This window comes from Mycobacterium liflandii, assembly GCF_022354805.1.
GTDB lineage: Bacteria > Actinomycetota > Actinomycetes > Mycobacteriales > Mycobacteriaceae > Mycobacterium > Mycobacterium marinum.
On record NZ_CP023138.1, the window covers coordinates 3,033,984 to 3,054,482 of the forward strand.

Annotated in this window: 13 protein-coding genes and 6 pseudogenes; 11 read left to right on the forward strand and 8 right to left on the reverse strand. The window is 64.9% G+C overall.

The annotated features are described in order from the left end of the window. Positions 1 to 55 precede the first annotated feature (55 nt). Positions 56 to 577: a GNAT family N-acetyltransferase gene (locus tag CKW46_RS13700; RefSeq protein WP_020787540.1), complete on the reverse strand. Its 522-nt coding sequence runs from the start codon at positions 575 to 577 to the stop codon at positions 56 to 58. Between the two features lie 231 nt (positions 578 to 808). Here CKW46_RS13700 and CKW46_RS13705 point away from each other — a divergent pair, with 231 nt between their 5' ends. The 3 genes and pseudogenes from CKW46_RS13705 (at position 809) to CKW46_RS13715 (ending at position 4,530) form a co-directional block, all read left to right on the forward strand. Continuing rightward, positions 809 to 2,455: a class I adenylate-forming enzyme family protein gene (locus CKW46_RS13705; RefSeq protein ID WP_482053271.1), complete on the forward strand. Its 1,647-nt coding sequence runs from the start codon at positions 809 to 811 to the stop codon at positions 2,453 to 2,455. Then, positions 2,442 to 3,214, forward strand: a pseudogene (locus CKW46_RS13710) (class II aldolase/adducin family protein). Before CKW46_RS13705 ends, CKW46_RS13710 begins: the two are co-directional and overlap by 14 nt. A gap of 47 nt (positions 3,215 to 3,261) precedes the next feature. Continuing rightward, positions 3,262 to 4,530, forward strand: a complete 1,269-nt coding sequence (locus CKW46_RS13715) for an amidohydrolase family protein (protein ID WP_117435444.1) — start codon at positions 3,262 to 3,264, stop codon at positions 4,528 to 4,530. Between the two features lie 58 nt (positions 4,531 to 4,588). Here the strand turns inward: CKW46_RS13715 and CKW46_RS13720 are convergent, their stop codons facing one another. Continuing rightward, entirely contained in the window at positions 4,589 to 5,005 is a 417-nt protein-coding gene (locus CKW46_RS13720; protein WP_012394342.1) for a CBS domain-containing protein, read from the reverse strand. Between the two features lie 167 nt (positions 5,006 to 5,172). On the opposite strand from CKW46_RS13720, the gene CKW46_RS13725 reads away from it, so the two are divergent. Continuing rightward, complete coding sequence (locus tag CKW46_RS13725) at positions 5,173 to 6,123, forward strand: alpha/beta hydrolase (RefSeq protein ID WP_015355431.1); 951 nt, start codon at positions 5,173 to 5,175, stop codon at positions 6,121 to 6,123. Here CKW46_RS13725 and CKW46_RS13730 read toward each other — a convergent pair. After that, a complete protein-coding gene (locus CKW46_RS13730; protein WP_482053409.1) occupies positions 6,120 to 8,093 on the reverse strand; it encodes a flavin-containing monooxygenase in 1,974 nt (657 codons plus the stop codon). The two genes, CKW46_RS13725 and CKW46_RS13730, sit on opposite strands and share 4 nt — an antisense overlap. A gap of 246 nt (positions 8,094 to 8,339) precedes the next feature. Between CKW46_RS13730 and CKW46_RS13735 the strand changes: the two genes are divergently transcribed. Together CKW46_RS13735 and CKW46_RS13740 are read left to right on the forward strand one after the other, a co-directional pair. Continuing rightward, on the forward strand, positions 8,340 to 9,137 hold the full coding sequence (locus CKW46_RS13735) for an SDR family NAD(P)-dependent oxidoreductase (protein WP_015355433.1): 798 nt from the start codon (positions 8,340 to 8,342) through the stop codon (positions 9,135 to 9,137). Between the two features lie 59 nt (positions 9,138 to 9,196). Further along, positions 9,197 to 9,875, forward strand: a pseudogene (locus tag CKW46_RS13740) (hypothetical protein). A gap of 24 nt (positions 9,876 to 9,899) precedes the next feature. Here CKW46_RS13740 and fadD1 read toward each other — a convergent pair. After that, positions 9,900 to 11,492 (reverse strand): fatty-acid--CoA ligase FadD1, encoded by a 1,593-nt coding sequence (fadD1, locus tag CKW46_RS13745; RefSeq protein WP_117435441.1) that lies wholly within the window; start codon positions 11,490 to 11,492, stop codon positions 9,900 to 9,902. Then, complete coding sequence (locus CKW46_RS13750) at positions 11,489 to 11,641, reverse strand: hypothetical protein (RefSeq protein WP_153269187.1); 153 nt, start codon at positions 11,639 to 11,641, stop codon at positions 11,489 to 11,491. The genes fadD1 and CKW46_RS13750 overlap by 4 nt, the downstream gene beginning before the upstream one ends. A 778-nt stretch (positions 11,642 to 12,419) precedes the next feature. On the opposite strand from CKW46_RS13750, the gene CKW46_RS13755 reads away from it, so the two are divergent. From CKW46_RS13755 to CKW46_RS13770, 4 genes and pseudogenes are all read left to right on the forward strand, one after another. Continuing rightward, on the forward strand, positions 12,420 to 13,646 hold the full coding sequence (locus tag CKW46_RS13755; RefSeq protein ID WP_238559580.1) for an alpha/beta hydrolase: 1,227 nt from the start codon (positions 12,420 to 12,422) through the stop codon (positions 13,644 to 13,646). A gap of 444 nt (positions 13,647 to 14,090) precedes the next feature. Next, a pseudogene (locus CKW46_RS13760) lies at positions 14,091 to 15,319 on the forward strand (FAD-dependent oxidoreductase). Positions 15,320 to 15,363: 44 nt separating this feature from the next. Further along, entirely contained in the window at positions 15,364 to 16,362 is a 999-nt protein-coding gene (locus CKW46_RS13765) for a Gfo/Idh/MocA family protein (protein ID WP_482053272.1), read from the forward strand. A gap of 279 nt (positions 16,363 to 16,641) precedes the next feature. Continuing rightward, on the forward strand, positions 16,642 to 16,887 hold the full coding sequence (locus tag CKW46_RS13770) for a hypothetical protein (protein ID WP_117435449.1): 246 nt from the start codon (positions 16,642 to 16,644) through the stop codon (positions 16,885 to 16,887). Positions 16,888 to 16,998: 111 nt separating this feature from the next. Here the strand turns inward: CKW46_RS13770 and CKW46_RS13775 are convergent. Beyond that, positions 16,999 to 18,006, reverse strand: a pseudogene (locus CKW46_RS13775) (glycosyltransferase); the annotation flags it as partial. Positions 18,007 to 18,146: 140 nt separating this feature from the next. Here CKW46_RS13775 and CKW46_RS13780 point away from each other — a divergent pair. Beyond that, positions 18,147 to 19,349: pseudogene (locus CKW46_RS13780) on the forward strand (ISAs1-like element IS2404/ISMul1 family transposase). 21 nt (positions 19,350 to 19,370) lie between these two features. On the opposite strand, the pseudogene CKW46_RS13785 reads toward CKW46_RS13780, so the two are convergent. After that, a pseudogene (locus tag CKW46_RS13785) lies at positions 19,371 to 19,526 on the reverse strand (alpha-(1-2)-phosphatidylinositol mannosyltransferase); the annotation flags it as partial. 102 nt (positions 19,527 to 19,628) lie between these two features. Continuing rightward, positions 19,629 to 20,498, reverse strand: coding sequence for a DUF4344 domain-containing metallopeptidase (locus CKW46_RS13790; RefSeq protein WP_482053273.1), 870 nt, complete (start codon positions 20,496 to 20,498; stop codon positions 19,629 to 19,631). Between the last annotated feature and the right edge of the window lies 1 nt (position 20,499).

The following is a 20,499-nucleotide window of genomic DNA, read 5'->3' on the forward strand; positions in this document are numbered from 1 at the left end:
GGCGACACGAAACCGCAGATCAGCCACCGGGCGACCGCCACGGTGAGGTCAGGATTCAGCTCTGGGATCTCGAGCGGTGCAGCGTGAAGCCAATCTGCGGTATGACCAGGACCCCGGGTACCAGCGTCCAGGCGAATGAACGGCCATCGAGCTGGAAGCCGTTCTTCTGATAGAACCGTCGCGCTCGATAGTTCTTCTCGGCACACCACAAGACCGCGTCATGTGACGGCGCCGAGTTGAGCGCATTGGCAAGCAGCAGGCCGCCGATGCCCCGGCGATCATTGCCGGCGGCGACGTAGAGCGAGTCGATCTCCAGCTGATCCGGATTGTCGGGCTCCGGCCCGAAAATGCTCATCCCGACGATCTGGCCGCCCGACTCGGCTAGCCACATGGACCAGCCGGCTCTGGCGAGCCTGCGCGGGTACTCCTCGTCGATCCACTCCTGCCAATCGAACAGATCGAGGGTTTCGGGCGTCATGATGCCGCGGTAGGAAAGCCGCCAGCTCGGATAGTGCATCTGCGCGACGTTGTGGTAGTCCGCCGGCTCAGCTTGCCGGATCGAGATACCGTCGGGCATCTCCGTCACGCTTGCTCCCATGGTTTGTCTGAGCCACGGACAATACTGCCCGCTACAGTCTTCGACCCGACTTTCGCGCGCAGTTGCACGATTACGGGTTTGGGGGAGAGTAGCGCAGCGTCCGAGGGACACCTGGCGAACGGGGTATCTCGATTGTCTACTGGGTGCGGGGCCGACACCAACCGTCGCGGGTCGGTGTGGAGCGGCACGTTATTTTCCTATCATTTGGTTATGGCTGTCGGTCGGCGCGATATGGCGGGATCTCCGGCATTCAGCACCCAGGAGGCGATCCGCTACCACGCCGCAGGCTGGTGGTCCGACTCGACGCTATCGGACGCGGTAAGACGAAACGCCGAAGGCTCGCCGCATCATGCCGCCTATATCGACTACCCGGCGTCACTGCTAACGTGGAGTGAATTCGACTGTGCGGCAACAAGTCTAGCCGAACAGCTGGCCGGAGCTGGCGTGCTGCCCGGCGACCGGGTGGCGGTATGGCACGGCGACTGCGCCGCGCTACATGCGTTGTTCATCGCCATCGAGCGCTGTGGCGCCGTGGTGGTGGGCATCGGTGCACGCGCCGGTGTCCGGGAAGCCACCCAGATATTGCGCGCCGCGCAGGTCAAGCTCCTGGTCAGCGACGCCCCGCGCAGCGCCGCCGCGACCGAGGTGAGCGCACAGCTTCCGGTGCCCTCGGGTGTCTTGGTGCGCGAGGGTAAAACGCTGCGCTTCGACGGTAAGCCGGTGCCGGTGGCGCCCGAAAATGGGCTCGAAAGCGAGCTCGGAAACGAGCGACGCCTCGGTCCCGATGATGTGTTCCTGATCAACTCCACCTCGGGCACCACGGGGGCACCCAAATGTGTGGTGCATACCCAGAACCGTTGGCACTACTTTCATCAGCACGCGGTCGCCAATGGCATGTTGACGCCGCAGGACGTAGTCCTGCCGGTGATTCCCATGCCCTTCGGATTCGGCATCTGGACCAGCCACACCACACCCATTTACCTGGGGGCCAGCGCGGTGATTCTGGATCGGTTCACGACGCTGGCCGCATGTGAGGCAATCGCTCGGCACCGGGTCACGGTGTTGTGCTGTGTCAATACTCAATTGACGATGCTCATGGCCGACCACTGGTGCCGGGCCTATGATCTGAGTTCGCTGCGGGTCGTCTTCGCCGGCGGCGAGGCGTTGCCGTACCGGCGCGCCACTGAGTTCGAGGATCTCACCGGCGCAGCCATTCTGCAGTTCTATGGCTCCAACGAGACCGGATTGCTCAGTGCGACCACCTTGCGCGACTCGCGGGAGCGTCGCCTCAGGACGGGTGGGCGGGTTGTTCCGGAAATGTCGGTGCGGCTTTTCGACGGGGACCGTGACGTCACCGCGTCGGGCCGGGGCCAGCCTGGGTGCCGCGGACAGGCGACCAGCCTCGGCTATCTGGGCGGAACCGATCACGAGAAGTTGTTCACCCGGGACGGGTGGATGCGCATGGGTGATATCTGCGAGATCGATCCGGACGGCTATCTGACCGTCACCGGCCGGACCTCGGACTTCATCTTGCGCGGCGGAAAGAACATCAGCGCCGGTCAGGTCGAGGATGCGGCGCTGACCCACCCGGCCGTCGCGATCGCTGCGGCGGTGTCGATGCCCGATCCGGTTTTCGGGGAGAAGGTCTGCCTCTACGTCGAGCTCGCCGACTCGCAGCGCCTCGATCGAACCGAACTCGTCGAGCACCTCTTGGCGCTGGGGTATTCCAAAGAACTACTGCCCGAACGACTCGTCGTGGTCGACGAACTGCCTCGATCCTCCGGCGGCAAGATTGCCAAAGGGCAGCTTCGCGACGATATTCGAGCCAGGATGGAGGCCGAGCATGAACGCTCCTGACGCACGCCAAGGTGGCCTGCAGGTATGGGCGCCATCGGTGATTCCGCCGATCGGTGTGGAGCTATCCGATGCGCAGGCGCTCGCCGTTGCCTTCCGCCACCTCGCGGGCATCGGGTTCGCAGAGAACATGGCCGGTCACATCACCTGGCAGCCCGACGGCCAAACCGACATGCTGGTCAATCCATGGGGGCTGTGGTGGCAGGAACTCACCGCCTCGGATATCTGCACGGTGGACGCCGACGCGCGGGTGGTCAAGGGCGGTGGGACGTCACCCCCGCGATCCATATCCACACTCAGTTGCACCGAGTTCGCGACGATGCTCGCGTGGTCATCCACAACCACCCGTACTACGTGTGCGTCCTGGCGGCCCTGGGCCGGCTGCCGGACCTGGTGCACCAGACCGGATCGCTCTTCCTCGACGACATGTGCCTGGTCGAAAGCTATGACGGCGAAATCGACAGCGCCGCACGTGCGGCCGACTTCGCGGCACATATCGGAAGCGCGAACCTGACGATTCTGGCCAACCACGGCGTCATCGCCACCGGCCGCAATCTCGCCCAAGCCGTCTATCGCGCCGCGTCGATCGAACGAGTATGCAAGCTGGCCTACGACGTGATGCTCACCGGTGCAGAACCCACACAGATGAAATGGTCCGATATGGCCGGCATGCGTTCATCGCTGATCGAACGGGCTGCCGACGTCTATTGGGCGGGGGCGGCACGGATGACCATCAAGGCCGACCCGGCCGTACTGAGCTGAGCCCCGATGACCGCGAATCACCCAGCACTGCAGAGAGATTGCCGACGATGAAATCGATCGACGAACTGGCCAGCGACCTCAGCTTCACCACGGCGAAGACCGGCGCAGATCGCAGCGTCACTTTCTTGACGGATCCGCCCAGGGCGCGGCGCCGCTACACGGTGATTTCGGTGGACGATCACATCGTCGAACCGCCCGACACCTTCACCGGACGTCTGCCGCAGAGGTTCGCCGACCGCGCACCGCGAGTCGTCGAGACCGACGACGGCGGACAGGTGTGGGTCTACGACGGACAGGTACTGCCCAACGTCGGGTTCAACGCGGTGGTAGGGCGACCCGTCTCGGAATATGGCTTCGAGCCGGTGCGCTTTGACGAAATGCGAAGGGGTGCGTGGGATATTCATGAGCGCATCAAGGACATGGATCTCAATGGTGTCTACGCATCGCTGAACTTCCCGTCGTTTCTGCCGGGGTTTGCCGGCCAGCGGCTGCAGCAGGTGACCAAGGATCCCGAACTCGCCTGGGCCGCGGTGCGGGCCTGGAATGACTGGCACCTGGAAGCTTGGGCTGGACCATATCCGGAGCGGATCATTCCCTGCCAGCTGCCCTGGCTGCTGGATCCCAGTGCGGGCGCGCAGCTGATCCATGAGAACGCCGAGCGCGGATTTCGCGCCGTCAGCTTCAGCGAGAACCCCGCGATGCTCGGACTGCCGAGCATTCACTCGGGCCACTGGGACCCGATGATGGCGGCGTGCGCCGAGACCGGCACGGTGGTGAACCTACATATCGGATCGTCGGGTTCGTCCCCGTCGACCACCGATGGCGCACCTGCGGATGTCCCGGGCGTGCTGTTCTTCGCCTACGCCATCTCCGCGGCCGTGGACTGGCTGTATTCCGGCCTGCCCAGCAGATTTCCGGATCTCAAGATCTGCCTGTCCGAGGGGGGAATCGGTTGGGTTGCCGGACTGCTCGATCGTCTCGACCACATGCTGAGCTATCACGAGATGTATGGCACTTGGCGGGCCATGGGCGAAAGCTTGACGCCGGCAGAGGTTTTCACGCGAAACTTCTGGTTCTGCGCGGTGGAGGACAAGTCCTCGTTCGTGCAGCATCACCGAATCGGTACGGAAAACATCATGGTGGAATCCGACTATCCGCACTGCGATTCGACCTGGCCGCACACCCAGCAGACCATGCATGAACAACTCGACGGACTGCCCGCCGACGTGATTCGCAAGATCACTTGGGAGAATGCGGCGCGGCTCTACCAGCACCCGGTACCGGTCGCCATCGCGCAGAATCCAGAGGCATTCTGAGGATTGTCACGGCCGATCCGGGCCGGCCGAGAACGACGCAGAGCCGCCGCGCACCGCCCTAGTCCGAGTCCAAAACGGCATCGGAGCAGTAGACGCCGAGCAGGTCACGAGCCGAGACGATCCCCGCCGGTATGCCATCGTGTTCCACCAGAACGTGGCGAATGTAGTGTTCCATCATCTGGTTCGCTACCTGATCGACGGTGGCGTCGGAGTCGCACCACACCAGTTTGGTGCTGGCAACGTCGAGGGCGGGCACCGTATTCGGATCCTTGCCGGTCGCTACTACGCGAACCACATCGCGTTCGCTCACCAGGGCGGCAGGCCGGTCGTCGTCCCCGATCACGATCGCTCCGACGTTGTCGGCGATCATCGCGTTGGCGACGTCGGCGACCGTGGCGTCAGCGACAACTCGCGCGACGGGGTCGCCGGTAACGGTGGAGATCGACAGCGATCCGGCACTAGGAAGGGTAGTCACCCACCTATGCTCACCTAGCCTCGTATGCACACTCAAGTGACTTGAGTCATTAATTCAGATGGCCTTGGGTAGCGGGCATGTCCGCCGATGGCCGCTAGGGTCGCCCGGGCCGCCGCCGGTACCGGTGTAGGCCCATGCGGACACCTCGATGTGCAATCGTATGGTGCATGCAAGCCCGTTCCGATGGTCCGCCGGCCTTCACCAAGCCCGACGCAATCGACCCCGCCTTGCGGGCGATCTCCCGGATCCTGCCGCGAGGCTATGGGTTGCATCGCGGCCTCAAGCTGCCACGTGCGCTGATGAAGCTGGCTGGGATTACTGGACGTCTGCGCGATGTGCCGGTGGTGGCCGTCAACGACGCGGTCAGCGTGCGATTACACCGGCCAGCCGGATTGCCGGATCCGGGCCCGGCCCTGCTCTGGATCCACGGCGGCGGAACGGTCATGGGCAGCGCCGCTCAGGAGGATCAGTACTGCCGCAAGTTGTCTCATCTGGCGGGCGTCGCGGTGGCCGCGGTGGACTACCGGTTGGCGCCCGAGCACCCCTATCCGACCCCCGTCGAGGGCTGTTATGCGGCGTTGCTGTGGCTGCGCCAGCAGCAGTGGGTCGATCCGTCGCGGATCGCGGTGGCCGGTGCCAGTGCCGGCGATCTTTTCGCGGCCACGCTGGTTCAGCTGGCCTGCGACCGTGATGATGTGGAACCGGTGCTGCAGATGTTGGTGTACCCCATGCTCGACGACCGCACCGGCTCCGGTCCGAACGGCCACAAGCGCATCATGTGGAGCGAGCGGGACAACCAACAGGCGTGGCAGTTGTATCTGGCCGGGGCAGACCCCAGCACGGCCGCACCGGCGCGACGTGCCGACCTGTCGAATCTGCCGCCGGCCTGGATCGGCGTCGGAACGCTGGACCTGTTTCATCAGGAATGCCTCGACTATGCCGCGCGCCTGCGCGACGCGGGTGTCGAGGTCCATGAGCAGATCGCCGACGGTGCCTTCCACGCATTCGATCTGTTGGCGCCGAATGCGCAGGTGTCATTGGGGTTCTTCGCCAGTCAGTGCCAGTTCCTGCGAACGCACCTGCACGCCGCCGTCAGCGACCAGCCTCAGGCCCCCTAGCGCCGAAACTCGTAGTGGTTGCGGTCGGGGCGGTTGGTCCAGTTCCAATAGTCCAGGATGCGCCAGGCGAACAGGGTGGGCACATCACCCGCCGCGTTCTTGTAGTAGCTGCTGCACACCGCAGGGTGGGTATAGACCATGGTCTCGAGCTGCCGCTGGCTGCGCTGGTTGTAGTCACTACACACCCCGTCTCGCAGCACCGCGTAGCGAGCCCCCTCGGACAGCACCATGTCGATACAGCCCAGGATGTAGCGCATTTGGCACTCGGAGTTGTAGATGATGCTGGCGCCGTTGACGGCGTTGGTACCCGGGCCGTACATGCAATGGAAGTTGGGGAAGCCGGGCACGCTGATGCCGAGATAGGCGTAGGCGGCGTCGCCCCACAGGTCGTTGAGCTCAACGCCGTCCAAGCCCCGAACGCGGATGGGCCCCAGTTGATGGTTGACGTCGAATCCGGTGGCCCAGATCAAGACGTCGGCCGGCCGGTACACACCGTCGCGGGTGATCACCCCGTGGGCGGTGATCTCGGCAACGCCCTCGCGGATGAGTTCGACATCGTCACGCTGCAGGGTTTTGAGCCATGCTCCGTTGTCCTGCAGGGTGCGTTTGCCCATCGGCGGATAGTTCGGCGTGACCTTCGCCAGCAGCTGTTCATCATCGGTGAAGGCCCGCATCCAGGCGATAAACAGCTCGCGGACTTGGTGATTGGCGGCACTGACCGACAAGCCGCCGTTCTCCCAGTCCGGGTCGATAACCGTCAGGTGGGCTGCACCGTCGGCGATCGGCCACCAGGTCACGAATCGCAGCCACCTGCCGTAGTAGGGGAGATGGCGCACCGCCCATTTGGCCGGATCGCTGACGGCCGCGTGGTAGTTGATGTTGGGCGCCATCCATTGCGCGGTGCGCTGGTAGACGTCGACCCGTTCGGTCATGTCGGCGCTGGCGGGCACCAGCTGAAAACCGCTGGCGCCGGCTCCGATCACCGCGACCCGCTTGCCGGCGAGCTCAACGCGCTCGTCCCAATCGGCGGTGTGGAACGACGGACCGGCGAAATCCTTGCCGCCCTTGATGTCCGGGATCACCGGCTTGCTGAACTGGCCGACCGCGCAGATGACCGCGCGTGCGCTGAGCACCTCGGCGCTGCCGTCGTGGCCGCGGATCCGCACCGCCCAGCTATCCGATTCGTCTTGCCAAGCGGCGCCGACAACTTCGGTGTTGAATCTGACATGCGGGGTGATCTCGTAGCGCTGGGCCACGTTATTGAGGTAGTTCAGGATCTCGGGCTGCTCGGAGTAGGAATGCGACCAATGGTCGTTGGGCTCGAACGAGTACGCGTAGTAATGGTTCGCGATGTCCACGCGGCAGCCCGGATATCGGTTGGCCCGCCACGTGCCCCCGACCCCAGCCTGCTTCTCGATGATCACAAACGGCAGACCGGCTTGCTTGAGTTTAATTCCGGCCAGTAGCTCCGCTTCGCCACAACCGATGACCAAGACTGGGAAACCACTGCGTTGACTTGGAGTGGATCGCAGCGGCGGGCCATCCTGGTCCGCGTCTGAGATCCGTAGATCCGCGGCAATGTAGTCGATGAACTCGTCGGTAACCTGACCGGCCGACGCCACGTCGAGCATGGTCTGCAGCTGGACCCGGTTCGGGAGGAACGGCGCCGGGCAGCCACGGTCGCGGTAGTCGCGCACCACCTCGAAGGCACGCTCGCGGACGGTCTGTTTGTCCTCTTCGCTCATGCCGCCCTGGATGTCCATGGCGATCAGCATCGACGGGCCCGGAAGTTCGTCGAGCAAGCCCAAATTGCCGGTCATGTGCACCATCGACATCAGCAGCGCCGGAGCGCTGGCCTCGGCGAGGGCGGCCCGAATGACATCGTCGGAATCGTGGAACGGCATGCCGGTCAACCGCGCGGGCCCCGCGGGTACGGCGGACGGTGCGTGGCTACAATCGGAGAAGGCCATTGACATCAAGATACGTACGGCCAGTCATCCATGGCCAGCCCCGGGCGGGGGTGCGGTCCAATGCCCGATCGGTGAGTGCGCGCGCCGGCGCCCCCGCGCGCCCCAAACCTACTCCCGCAGTGTGGTTCTCGGCTGGTCTCAAAGCGCCGGTCGATGCCCCGGTGCGCGGTGGCTGAGCTCGGGCACCGGTGCGGCGGTGTCACGTCGGATCGAAGGCAACGGGCAGCGTCGGCTACCGTCGTCCCCATGGAACTATCCGGCAAGACTGTTCTGGTTACCGGCGCCACGGGCGGTCTCGGACGGGCGATCGCCTCGTCACTGGCCGACCGCGGTGCGGAGCTGATCCTGAGCTCGCGCAAGCCCGCGGAGCTCGACCAGCTCGCGGCATCGCTTCCGGGACGCAACCATCGCTCGATCGTCAGCGACCTCGCCGAACCGGGTGCCGCGCTGGCCCTGCTCGCCGAGGCGGGGGAGATCGACGTTTTGGTCGCCAACGCAGCCCTGCCAGCATCCGGGAAACTGGAAACCTTCACCGCCGAGCAGGTGGATCGCGCGTTGCGGGTCAACCTCGAGATACCGGTCCAGATGACCCGCGAACTGATCCCGGCGTTCACTCAACGAGGGTCCGGGCATTTCGTCTTCGTGTCGTCCATTTCCGGCAAGACGGCCACCGCGCGTGCGTCGCTGTACGCGGCGACGAAATTCGGCATCCGCGGTTTCGCGCTGTGCCTGCGTGACGATCTGCGCCCGGCTGGGGTCGGCGTCTCGGTGGTGAGTCCCGGGGCGATCAGTGGCGCGGGCATGTTCGCGGACTCCGGTGCGACCGCTCCGCCGCTGATCGGTACCGGCAGGCCCGATCAGGTCGGTGCCGCCGTGGTCACCGCGATCGAGCGCAATCGCGGCGAGGTCACCGTGGCGCCGCTACGCCAGCGGGCGCTGGCGCGATTTGCCGCCAATGCCCCCGAGATCGCCTCGCGGCTGGGTGGGGGGATCGCGGCCAAGGCGGCCGACGAGATCGCCGCCGGCCAGCTGCACAAGCGCTAGCCCGAAGGGGGCGCGCGGCGGCGCTGACTATCCCCGCCGGTGATGGCATCCTGGCTTGGGTGGGGCTGCTGTTTCGGTTGGTCGAGTTGCTGGTGCTGATTGCGCCCATCGTTGGGCTGATCTATGCGGGCATCCGGGCGATCTCGTCGCTCAACAGGAGGTCGGGGGATGGAGCGGTCGACCACGCCCCGCAGGATCGCGCGGCTGGCCAGCCCGACGACGCCCTGCCCGGCAGCAAACCGGCCCAATGGCGGGCGATACGACGCGCGATCGACGCCCACGACGGAAACGAACACGCGCTGGTTGGACTATGAACTCGACGTGGCCAAGCTCCTTGATTTCCCGGTGATGACCGACATGCGGGACCCGATCACGACCCGTTTTCACAAGGCGAAGTTGGCGGCGGACTTTCACCGTCCTATGCGGGCCGAAGATCTGCTGGACGACCGCGATGCGGCCAAAGAGTATTTCGATGCGGTGCAGAACTACGTCACCGCGTTCAACGCCGCCGAAGCCGAGGCGATGCGCCGGCGTAGAAGTGATTTCTCCCGAGAAGGTCAACAGCGGCTGGCTCGTGCCCAGAGCCTGCTGCGGGTGGCCGCGGATAGCTCCGCCACCGCCCAAGAACGCTCGCGGGCATACGACTTGGCCTGCAATGAACTCGACGGTCTCATGGTCTTGCCTGGCACTACCAGAGCCAGCATCGAACGCGGCATCGCCGGGGAGATAGATGGCTAGCTACCGGCCGGCCCGGGCGCCGCGCTAGCGGCTCTCGTCGGAGGCTATTCGGTAACGGGTGCCGCGCTGCTCCCGCACCCACAGCGCCTCGTCCGGGCCGATGGCTGTCCCTTCGGCGACCAGCTGTCGCTTGAGCACCTTGTGGGTGGCGGTGCTGGGCAGATCTGCGGCGATCCGGACGTATCGCGGCCAGGCTTTGGCGGACAGGTCGGGTTGCGCGCGCAGAAACGCTTCAAGCGATTCGGGAGTGAACCGCTGGTCCCGGTGCGGCACGACGGCGGCCATCACCTGATCGCCAACCCGGGCATCTGGGACCGCATATACCGCGACTCGGTTTACCGAATTGTCCCGCAACAGAATTCGTTCGATCGGGGCTGCCGCAAGGTTTTCGCCGTCTACCCGCATCCAGTCGGCGGTGCGGCTGGCGAGATAGATCCAGCCCTGTGAGTCTCGGTAGGCGAGGTCTCCGGACCAGTACATGCCATGGCGCATACGCTCGGCGTTGGCGCCGGGGTCGTTGTAATAACCGGTGAAAAAGCCCGATCCCATGGTGTTGACCAATTCGCCCACCGCTTCGTCGGCGTTGGCCAGCGCTCCGTGCTCATCGAAGCGTGCCACGGCGCACTCGGTGACGGAGTCGCTGTTGTACACGGCGACACCGTCGACACCCTTGCCGATCGAGCCCGGCGGCGTGCCCGGTTCACGGATCACGATGACGGCATTCTCGGTCGAGCCGAAGCCGTCCTCGACCTGGACTGCGAAACGTCGCGAGAACTCTTCGATATCTTTCTCATTGGCCTCGTTGCCAAAAGCCACGCGCAGCGGATTCTCGGCGTCGTCGTCGCGTTCGGGCGTGGCAAGGATGTAGGCCAGTGGCTTGCCGACATAGTTCATATAGGTGGCCTGATAGCGGCGAATGTCATCCAGGAACCCGGTCGCTGAGAACTTCGCCGGGGCGATCGCCGCGCCCGAGACCACCGCGGGTGCCCATCCAGCGACCACCGCATTGGAATGAAAAAGGGGCATGGACACATAGCAGGTGTCGTGAGCCGACAGCCCGAACCGTTCGGTCAGGCTGCGGCCGGCGAATGTGGGCATCAGGTGTAAAACCTGTACCGCCTTAGGGTTGCCGCTGGTACCCGACGTGAAGATCATCATGAACGGATCCATCATTTCGACTTTGCGATGGGGGACCAGCGAACCGGCACCGCCAACCAGCTCTGCCCACCGAGGTGTCGAGGTATCGAAGATCTCTACATCCGCGAGGTCCAAACCATCCAACAGCGAGCGATTCTCGGCATCGGTCACGATGATCTGGCATTCGGCGCGCCTGATGTCCGCGGCCAGCGCCTCGCCGCGCCTGGTGGTGTTCAGGCCGCAGAGCACATAGCCACCCAGCCCGGCCGCGGCCATCTGGGCCAGCATTTCGGGCGTGTTGCCCAGCAAGGACCCGATATGTAGCGGGCGGTCCGGGTCGGCGGCGGCGATCAATCCGGCCGCGCGCGCGGCGGCCTCCGCCAGATACTCGCGCCAAGTCCATTGCAGATCATGATATTTCACGGCAATGCTGGAGTCGGACATGCGCTGTTGCAGCAGGGCCTGAATCGTCTCTGTCATTGATCAGGATCCGTATTCGTTGTGGGTTGGGGCAACTGGCGGGCGTGTCGCTTACCGATGATCAGCTGGGCTGCAATCATCCCGCGCAGGGCGGTCAGCAGGTGTTCGCGATCCCACTGCTGTGAATCGAACGGATCTGCAGCGGGCACAGACGCTTCTTCTCCATCGCCAGGATGGTCCCGGTAGATTTCCCAGGGCGCACCTATTCAGGCAACGCACGACACTTCGCTTCGTGGTGACCAGTCGAACCGAGACCAGCTTGCCACATGGTCGCGACCGCGGACAGGCGCCCTGACGTTGGAGTACCGAGGTGCCGGCGGCCAATCGAGCAAGCCCTGACCTGTTGGTCGGCAACGGCGTCTTGGATGCCGGACACGCGTGGACCGAGGCCTATATTGTGGCAACGGCGGTCGCACAGCTCAAGCGATGTCGTCCGAGGCTCGGTGCGGCGACCGTGATCAGGGTGTGGCCGGCGGGTGCGGCTCGACTGTGCAGAGCACCGCAGGGACCTACGCAATTGCTGCCACCGGCGGCGGTAACAACAACGATGGAGGGCGCGGTGCGGGGGGCGCGTCGATCGCGATGAGCGGCGGCATCGAAGGCGCTGGCATCGATTGGGCTCGCGAGCAGGGCACCGGCCAGCCGCAAGCCGCGGGGACGGCAGTCCCTGGCAGTTCCCGGCCGCGATGGGTTTTCCGCCGCCTCCGAGCTGGCCCACGCAGAACAACTTGGCGCCGCTGGTTTGGTGTGGCTGCGACGGTTCTGTCTGTTGCCGCGGGCACCTGCTGGGCCGCCGCTTGGGCGGGCGGATCTGACCAGTCGGCCGCACTGTCGGAATGGTCTCCATGCGCCGCTGCCAACGGCGCTGCCGGAATGCAATGCGCCATCCTCAACGTGCCGCTGGATTGGAACCTAGCTGAATCTGCCATGGCACAGGTGGCCGTGGCTCGGCTGCCCGCAACCGGAGCGCACAAGCTGGGTGTAATCGTCACCAACCCGGGCGGTCCCGGCATATCGGGCATCGATGATATGGCTTACAGCGGCAATTTTTGGGACCGGCTACGACAAGATTTCGACATCGTCACCTTCGATCCGCGCGGGGTAGGCGCGAGCCGGCCGGCCATCGCGTTGGCCGGCGATGAGCTTGTCGCCGCTGTCCGCAATCAACCCAGCATTCCGCGCACCGAGGCTCAGCGCCGGAGTCGTCTGGAGGGGACAACTCGGCTGGTGGATGCCGCGCAGCGAGGAGGCGTTCTGGGTTTAGTTGGGACGCAAGAGGTTGCACGCGACCTTGAGGCGCTGCGCGTCGCGATGAACGTGGAGAGCATCGACTACTTCGGATTTTCCTACGGTACCTACCTGGGGGTGGTGTATGCCGACATGTTCCCCGGCCGCACTCACCGCATCGTGCTCGATTCGGCCATGAATCCCGCCAACGACTACGCCACACTGCGCCACGATCAGGCTGTTGCTTTTGACCGCGCTATCCGGGCTCAGTTCGACGCCCCAGAAATCCAACGCATCCAGGCGTTGATCGAGAGACTGGATGAAAGCCCCATCGTGGGCGAAGACGGACGTGTGCTGTCGGGTTTGCGGTTGCTCAACTACGTCGAATCAGCAGCCTACGAACCGGAGACGTCGGTGCTGGTACTGCGAGAAGTACTCGCCGAGGCCAGTCGGGGGAACTGGGCTCCGGTCATCGACGCCGTGCACGGACCGGCACTTCTGGTTAACCCCGCTGACCTGCCCTATCTCTCGGTAGCGTGTCATGACCTGTCCACGCCCACCCAGGTCGGTGACGTTGCGGCGTTAGCCCGCGCCTGGACACGTGAAGCCCCATTGACCGGGGCCAGCCGCGCGTGGTCCGTACTGCCCTGCACCGTCTGGCCCACGCGGGCCGCCGCGCCGCCGCACCGGATGACGGCTGCGGGCTCCGGGCCGACGCTGGTGATCGGTGTCGCTGGTGACCCAGCGACACCGCCGCACTGGGGCCGCGAGCTGGCTGCGACGCTCGTACACGGCCAATATCTGCAATGGGCTGGCGCCGGCCACGTCGCCTACGGCCGCGCCGGCGAGCCACTAGGCACAATCGTCAACGATTTCTTCGTCTCGGGCAGGTTGCCGCCTGCCGGCCTCGAGCTACCCGCCGACTAGGACTTCATCTGCGGCGAACCTGGGGCCTGGTCACGTGCGTGCTCCCCAGCGCCGGCCCAGCACCGGAATTGGGTGCAGGTTCTGTTGGTGATCGTGGGCGCCGACCTCTCCTTGCGGGGCTGTGAGCGGGTCTGTTGGGGTTGGCTTGTGGGGCAGGTATGTTCGAGCTCGGCGGTGATCAGCTTGACGGTGTCGCCGGGGTGGCGGGCGTTCCCAGCGTGTCGTCCTTTTGTGGCCCAGCGGCCAGATCGCATGCCGCCAAGACGATTTCGCGTTAGGCAGTATCGAGGATGTCGCCGCTGCGGGCGGCCGTCGGGTACCAGACAGGGCCGCCGTCGCGGGCGTGCACGGTGTCTTGGACTCGAGCATTGGCTCGACCGTAGTGCGCCGATGAACTCCGCCCGGTCCGGCGTGCCATTGGACGCCCCTTATGCTTGTCCGCAAATGGGTGAGAAAACCACGTGCGCGATAATCGGCGGCGGCCCAGCCGGGATGGTTCTCGGGCTTCTGCTGCCCGGGCGGGTGTAGAAGTCACGTTGCTGGAAAAGCACGGCGACTTTCTGCGCGACTTTCGCGGTGACACAGTGCATCCGACCACGATGCGGCTGCTCGACGAGTTGGGCTTGTGGGAACGCTTTGCTGAGCTGCCCTTCAGCGAAGTTCGCAAAGCGACGCTGGATACGAACGGGCGTTCGGTCACCTATATCGACTTCGGGCGGCTGAACCAACCGCACCCCTACGTCGCGATGGTGCCGCAGTGGGACCTGTTGAACCTGCTGGCCGAGGCCGCCCAAGCCGAGCCGAGCTTCACACTTCGGATGAATACCGAGGTGACCGGTTTGCTGCAGGAAGGCGGCCGCGTCACCGGAGTGCGCTATCAGGGCGCCGAGGGACCCGGTGAATTGCGGGCGGAGCTGACCGTGGCGTGCGATGGGCGGTGGTCCATTGCCCGCCAGGCGGCCGGGCTCAAGGCGCGCGACTACCCGGTGAACTTCGACGTGTGGTGGTTCAAGCTGCCGCGCGAAGGTGATGCGGACTTTTCGTTCCTGCCGCGTTTCGGGCCGGGCAAGGGGCTGGGCGTTATCCCACGTGAGGGCTATTTCCAGATCGCCTACATCGGGCCCAAGGGGACAGACGCCAAGCTGCGTGAGCGCGGGATCGAGGAATTCCGGCACGACATCGGCGCACTGCTACCCGAAGCGGCCGAGTCCGTGGCCGGGCTGGCCTCCATGGACGATGTCAAGCATCTCAACGTGAAGGTGAACAGGCTGCGACGCTGGCACATCGATGGGCTGCTGTGTATCGGTGATGCCGCGCATGCGATGTCGCCGCTGGGTGGGGTGGGTATCAATCTTGCCGTTCAGGACGCGGTCGCGGCAGCGACCATCTTGGCCGAACCACTGCTAGGACACCGAGTCACCGGTCGGGACCTGGCGGCAGTGCGCCGCCGTCGCGTCATCCCGACCGTGATAACCCAGGCCGTGCAACGGTTACTGCACCGGCGGCTGCTGGGACCGCTGCTGCGCGGTCAGGACGCGACCCCGCCGGCGGCTCTGCTCGGCTTGGTCGAGCGGGTGCCGTGGCTGTCGGTGATCCCGGCCTACTTTGTCGGGGTCGGGGTCCGGCCCGAGCACGCACCCGCCTTTGCTCGCCGGGGCGGCCGCACCGACTGATCACGCGTCACCGGCGGTGCCGGCGCAAGTGCTAGCGTCGGTCCGTGACAGGACACGGGAGCCCACTGCGGATCGGCATCCTGGGCGCGGCGCGGATAGCGCCGCAGGCGCTCGTCAAACCAGCTCAGGGCAACGTCGAAGCCGTGGTGGCCGCGGTCGCCGCACGCGATGGCGCACGCGCACAGGCCTTTGCCGCCAAACACGGCATCAGCCGGGTGCACAGCAGCTACGAGGCGCTCATCGCCGATCCAACCCTCGATGCCGTCTACATCCCCCTGCCCAACGGCCTGCATGGCAGGTGGACCCAAGCCGCGCTGACCGCCGGCAAGCATGTGCTGTGTGAGAAGCCGTTCACCGCCAATGCCGCCGAGGCCGACGAGATCGCCCAGTTGGCCGCGACCACCGATCGCGTGGTGATGGAGGCTTTCCACTACCGCTACCATCCGCTGACTCTGCGGATCGAGCAGATCATCGCCTCCGGGGAGCTGGGCACGCTGCAGCGGGTGGAGACGTCGATGTGTTTTCCGCTGCCAAAGTTCTCCGACATCCGTTACAACTACGCCCTGGCCGGAGGCGCGACGATGGACGCCGGCTGCTACGCGGTGCACATGGCTCGTACCTTCGGCGGCGGCACTCCGGAAGTGGTTTCAGCGCAAGCAAAACGGCGTGACTCGGAAGTGGACCGTGCGATGACAGCCGAGTTGCGTTTTCCGGCAGGACATTCCGGTCGAATCCAGTGCTCGATGTGCTCGTCGCACCTGTTGAACATGAGCGCGCGGGTGGTTGGTGACCGCGGCGAGCTCCGGGTGCTGAACCCCGTTGTGCCCCAGCTCTTCCATCGGCTCACCGTCCAGTCGGCCATTGGCACGAGGGTGGAACGCTTTCCCCGCCGGGCCTCGTATGCGTATCAACTCGACGCCTTTACCGGGGCAATACTGCGCGGCGAAGCGGTCAAGACGACACCGCAGGACGCGGTGCAGAACATGACTGTCATCGATGCCATCTACCGCGCCGCAGGCCTTCCGCTGCGCAATCCGAGCTGAACCTGGAGCGCGGTCGCAGCACGGATCTTGCGCCCGGTCATGTGGTATCTGCGGTTGCTGGGACTGCTGTGGTTTGTGACTGAGCCCACAAACCCCGGTCCCGGTGAAACGGTGAGGTTTGAGCCCCAAAACCGCGGGTATATGCATACTTGCGCAGGTTCTGAGGCCGGATCCAATCGACACGCAGCCGCTGGATACCAGACGCGTGAGTGAATCGATCGGATGATTCACGACAGTCCGGCCGGATTCACGACAGTCCGGCCGGAAGGAGGCTATGAAATGAACGTGAAGAAGTTTGCTGGAACAGTTGTTCTTGCGGGTGCGCTCGGCGCCACCACGCTCGGGTTCGGCGCGGGTATGGCCTCGGCCAACCCGGGACCGCGGATACCGGGCCCGCCGGGACCGCACGTTGACGACTGGGCGAACTGGCACCAGGTACCGCCCGGCCAGATCAAGAAGGTGTGCCCGTGGCAGTCACCTCCTGGCCACTGGGTTGGGGGACCGCACGGCATTCCCTGCACCTGATCAACCAACGCTTCAATTTTCGCAAATGGGCGCCTAGCAATGGGCTAGGCGCCCATTTGCTGTCTGCGATGTGCGTCTGTTTGATTTCGGCACAGCCACGGGCGGCGGGCATCAGCACGCGCGGCTGGCAGCGTCCCCGCCGCCACAGCACCCTGGTGCGTCGGCGTCCAGGGCGGTTAGCATCCCGGCGGCGGCCACCTGCCAAGTGAACATCTCGGCGCGGCGCCTGGCGGAGCTGCGGCGTTGCCGCTCAGGCCAACCGACGATGGTGCGAACCGCGGCTGCGATCGCCGCGGGGTCGTTGTCCGCCGATGCCCCGCTGTCGGTGGTGATGATCTCGCTGAGGGCCGAGGTGCGCGACACCACGGCCGGTGTGCCACAAGCCAAGGACTCGAGTGCGGCAAGCCCGAATGTTTCGTGCGGGCCGGGCGCCAACGCGATATCGGCGGAGGCCAGGAGCTGGGCGACGGTGTCGCGGTGGGTGACAAATCCGGTGAAGTCGACGGGCAGCCCTGCCGCCTGGCGCTGCAGCCTGGCCCGAAGCGGGCCCTCTCCAACGATGACCAACCGTGCATCGACGCCCGCACCACACAGCGCGGCCAGTGCCCCGATGCTGCGATCGACGTGCTTTTCCACTGACAACCGGCCGCAATGGATCAACAGCAGCTGCCGGGGTGTGGCGAAACGCTGGCGCACCAGCGGGCAGCGCCGACGCGGGTGAAAGGTCTGCAGGTCCACGCCCAGGGGCACGGTGAGGGTGTTGGTCGCGCCGATGCGATCGAATTCTTCGCGGGCGAACGCCGTGGTGCACACCACGGTGTCGTAGTTGGCGGCAGTACGCCGGTTTGCGAAGTCGGCGAGCCGCTGCGCGGCGCGGTGCGGAAGCACCTGACCCACCAACCGATCTAGGCGCTCATGGGAAATCATGACCGTCGTGATCCCACGCTCGCGACCCCAGCATCCCAGCGATCGCAGCGTGAGCGGGTCGGAGACCTCCACGGCGTCGGGATCAAGCGCGCCCAACAGCTCCCGCACCCGTCCCGGCATCACCGCGCGGTAGCCGCCAGTAAGCGGAATCAGCTTGGCGGGCAAGCTGATTCGTACGACACTGGTGCCCAGGGCTCCGGCGTTGTTGATTAGCAGGCTTGTGAGCTGTGTTGATGATCTTTGGTGCCGCGCTATTGGGGCCGGAGTGTAGGCACGGGCTATCTGGAGAACGATCGAGTTGGTTACTGTTCGTCGTTGGTCTGGAGTTGCCCGTGCCTACCGTTTCAGTATTGCCTGTGTCGTCGGTTCCAGAGGTGTTCGACCGCTGGAGTCCTGGTGAGCGCAGCGAGCTCATCGGATCGGAGTTTCTCGGTGTGTTGGCCTCGGTGCCAGACCCGAGGGACCCACGCGGTCGGAGGTATTCGCTGATGGCTTTGTTGGCGATCGCGGTTCTGGCCACTGCCGCGGGGATGCGCGGCTATGCTGGTTTTGCCACATGGGCGGCCACCGCTCCCGATGATGTGTTGGCCTAATTAGGGGTCCGGTTCCGGCGGCCCAGTGAGAAGACCTTCCGCGCTGTTTTGTCTCGGCTAGACCCCGCCGACCTCAACGCCAGGATGGGCAGTTACTTCACTGCACACGTGGCCAGCAGCGACCCCAGTGGATTGGTGCCGATCGCGTTAGACGGCAAGATGCTGCGTGGTGCTTTACGCGCCAAAGCGACAGCCACGCATCTCGTGTCGGTGTTCGCCCACCGTGCCCGATTGGTGCTCGGTCAACTCGCTGTCGCCGAGAAAAGCAATGAAATTCCCTGCGTACGTGCCCTGCTCACGCTGCTGCCGGGTAGCTTGCGGTGGCTGGTCACCGTGGATGCGATGCATACCCAGGTCGTCACCGCGAAGTTGATCTGCGCCACCTTGAAGTCGCACTACCTGATGATCGTCAAGTCCAACCAAGCCAAAATACTTGCGCGTATCACCGCGCTGCCCTGGGCCGAGGTGCCCACAGCCGCTACCGACGACTCCCGCGGCCACGGCCGTGTCGAGACCCGCACCCTGCAAATCATCACCGCTGCACGAGGAATCGGCTTCCCCTACGCAAAACAAATCATCCGGATCACTCGTGAACGCTTGATCACCGCCACCGACCAGCGCAGCGTGGAGGTGGTCTATGCCATCTACAGCCTGCCGTTCGAGCACGCCCGCCCTACCGCGATCATGACCTGGATGCGTCAACACTGGGGAATCGAGAACAGCCTGCACTGGATACGCGACGTCACCTTCGACGAAGACCATCAAAGGGCACATACCGGAAACGGCGCACAGGTCCTAGCAACGCTACGCAACACCGCGATCAATCTGCACCGCCTCAACGGCGCCGACAACATCACCGAAGCCTGCCGGATCACCGCTTTGACCGCCAACCGCCGCCTAGACCTCCTCAATCCACAATTCCCCAGCTCACAAGCCTGCTAATCAACAACGCCGGAGCCCTGCACCGGTGCCCAAGCGGCGTTGCCCGGTGTGCGCCCCCGGCACGATGAGAAACACCTCGTGCCCGCTGGCGCAGTATTCGGCGCCCAACCGATCGACCGCCGTTCGCAGGCCACCCGAACGTGGTCCGTAGAAGTTGGCGACCTGAACCACACGCATACCCGTGAGAAAAACCGGCCCTTGTGTGCGATCAACGATGCGGAGCCGACGGCCATCTGAATTGTCCGTGAAATCTACTCGGGTCGTGCCGGGGACTACGGATCAGCTGGGCTTCTTCAGGTGCGGGCCCAGCATCTGATGCCACGCTTTCGACATGTTCTGGAACTCGTCCTCGCAATTGCCGGCGCGGTCTTCCGGCAAATCGCCGGAAGTGACGATGCCGGCATTGGCTGTCGTATCCGAGCCGTAGATCCAGCACTCCCAGTTGTACATCCGCGTGATGTCCATCGAATGCCCATCCCAGAACGGGAGATCGTTGGCATCGCCGTCCTCTTTTGCGCTCAGCCGCCAATCTTGCGCCGTGTTGGTCGCGATGCGGACGCCATTGCGATAGGGCGTTCCGTCTGCCCCGGGGGCCAGCAACATGAAAGCCGAGAGCTGGTCGGCGACATCCTCCTCACGACCGGTGAATGCCAGCTCGTAGATGGAGAGCGTGGCGTGGCCCAGCTCGTGATAGAAACCCGAAGTCGTCGCGTCCACCGCGGCGGTCGTCGAGTCCGGGTTGCCGCTTCCGGCGAACCGCTGCTCGCTTTGCTGGATGTCTTCGTAGCAGAGTTGTATCTCATTGACACTGGGATCCCAATAGTCGTTGGGTTCACCGCATTGCTTGCCGACCACGGTGATGTCGTAGGGCAGGTTCAAGGTGTCGTTGACCTGTGCCGCCACCGCTTCCAAGAGCTTTGCGTCCATCATGAGCCCTCGACCTTGCTCCGCATCCGGTGTCTGGGCGTCGTCATAGCGGGTATTGACCTTGCCCGCTGCGGCGGCTTCGGTGGAACTGGCCGGCGTCGCGGCCTGGCTCTCGGACCCGGTCGAGGCTGCATCGTCAGCCGATGGCGAGTTGGATCCGCCGCAGCCGGCCGACAGGAGCAGGGCCGCGATCGCAGCCATGACAGTGAGCGGCCTACTCATC

What these genes read in the sequence shown, in the direction of transcription:
- CKW46_RS13700 (WP_020787540.1), bottom strand. Translation starts at nt 577, where the DNA reads ATGCCCGACGGTATCTCGATCCGGCAAGCTGAGCCGGCGGACTACCAC.
- CKW46_RS13705 (WP_482053271.1), top strand. Translation starts at nt 809, where the DNA reads ATGGCTGTCGGTCGGCGCGATATGGCGGGATCTCCGGCATTCAGCACC.
- CKW46_RS13715 (WP_117435444.1), top strand. Translation starts at nt 3,262, where the DNA reads ATGAAATCGATCGACGAACTGGCCAGCGACCTCAGCTTCACCACGGCG.
- CKW46_RS13725 (WP_015355431.1), top strand. Translation starts at nt 5,173, where the DNA reads ATGCAAGCCCGTTCCGATGGTCCGCCGGCCTTCACCAAGCCCGACGCA.
- CKW46_RS13730 (WP_482053409.1), bottom strand. Translation starts at nt 8,093, where the DNA reads ATGGCCTTCTCCGATTGTAGCCACGCACCGTCCGCCGTACCCGCGGGG.
- CKW46_RS13735 (WP_015355433.1), top strand. Translation starts at nt 8,340, where the DNA reads ATGGAACTATCCGGCAAGACTGTTCTGGTTACCGGCGCCACGGGCGGT.
- fadD1 (WP_117435441.1), bottom strand. Translation starts at nt 11,492, where the DNA reads ATGACAGAGACGATTCAGGCCCTGCTGCAACAGCGCATGTCCGACTCC.
- CKW46_RS13755 (WP_238559580.1), top strand. Translation starts at nt 12,420, where the DNA reads ATGGCACAGGTGGCCGTGGCTCGGCTGCCCGCAACCGGAGCGCACAAG.
- CKW46_RS13770 (WP_117435449.1), top strand. Translation starts at nt 16,642, where the DNA reads ATGAACGTGAAGAAGTTTGCTGGAACAGTTGTTCTTGCGGGTGCGCTC.
- CKW46_RS13790 (WP_482053273.1), bottom strand. Translation starts at nt 20,498, where the DNA reads ATGAGTAGGCCGCTCACTGTCATGGCTGCGATCGCGGCCCTGCTCCTG.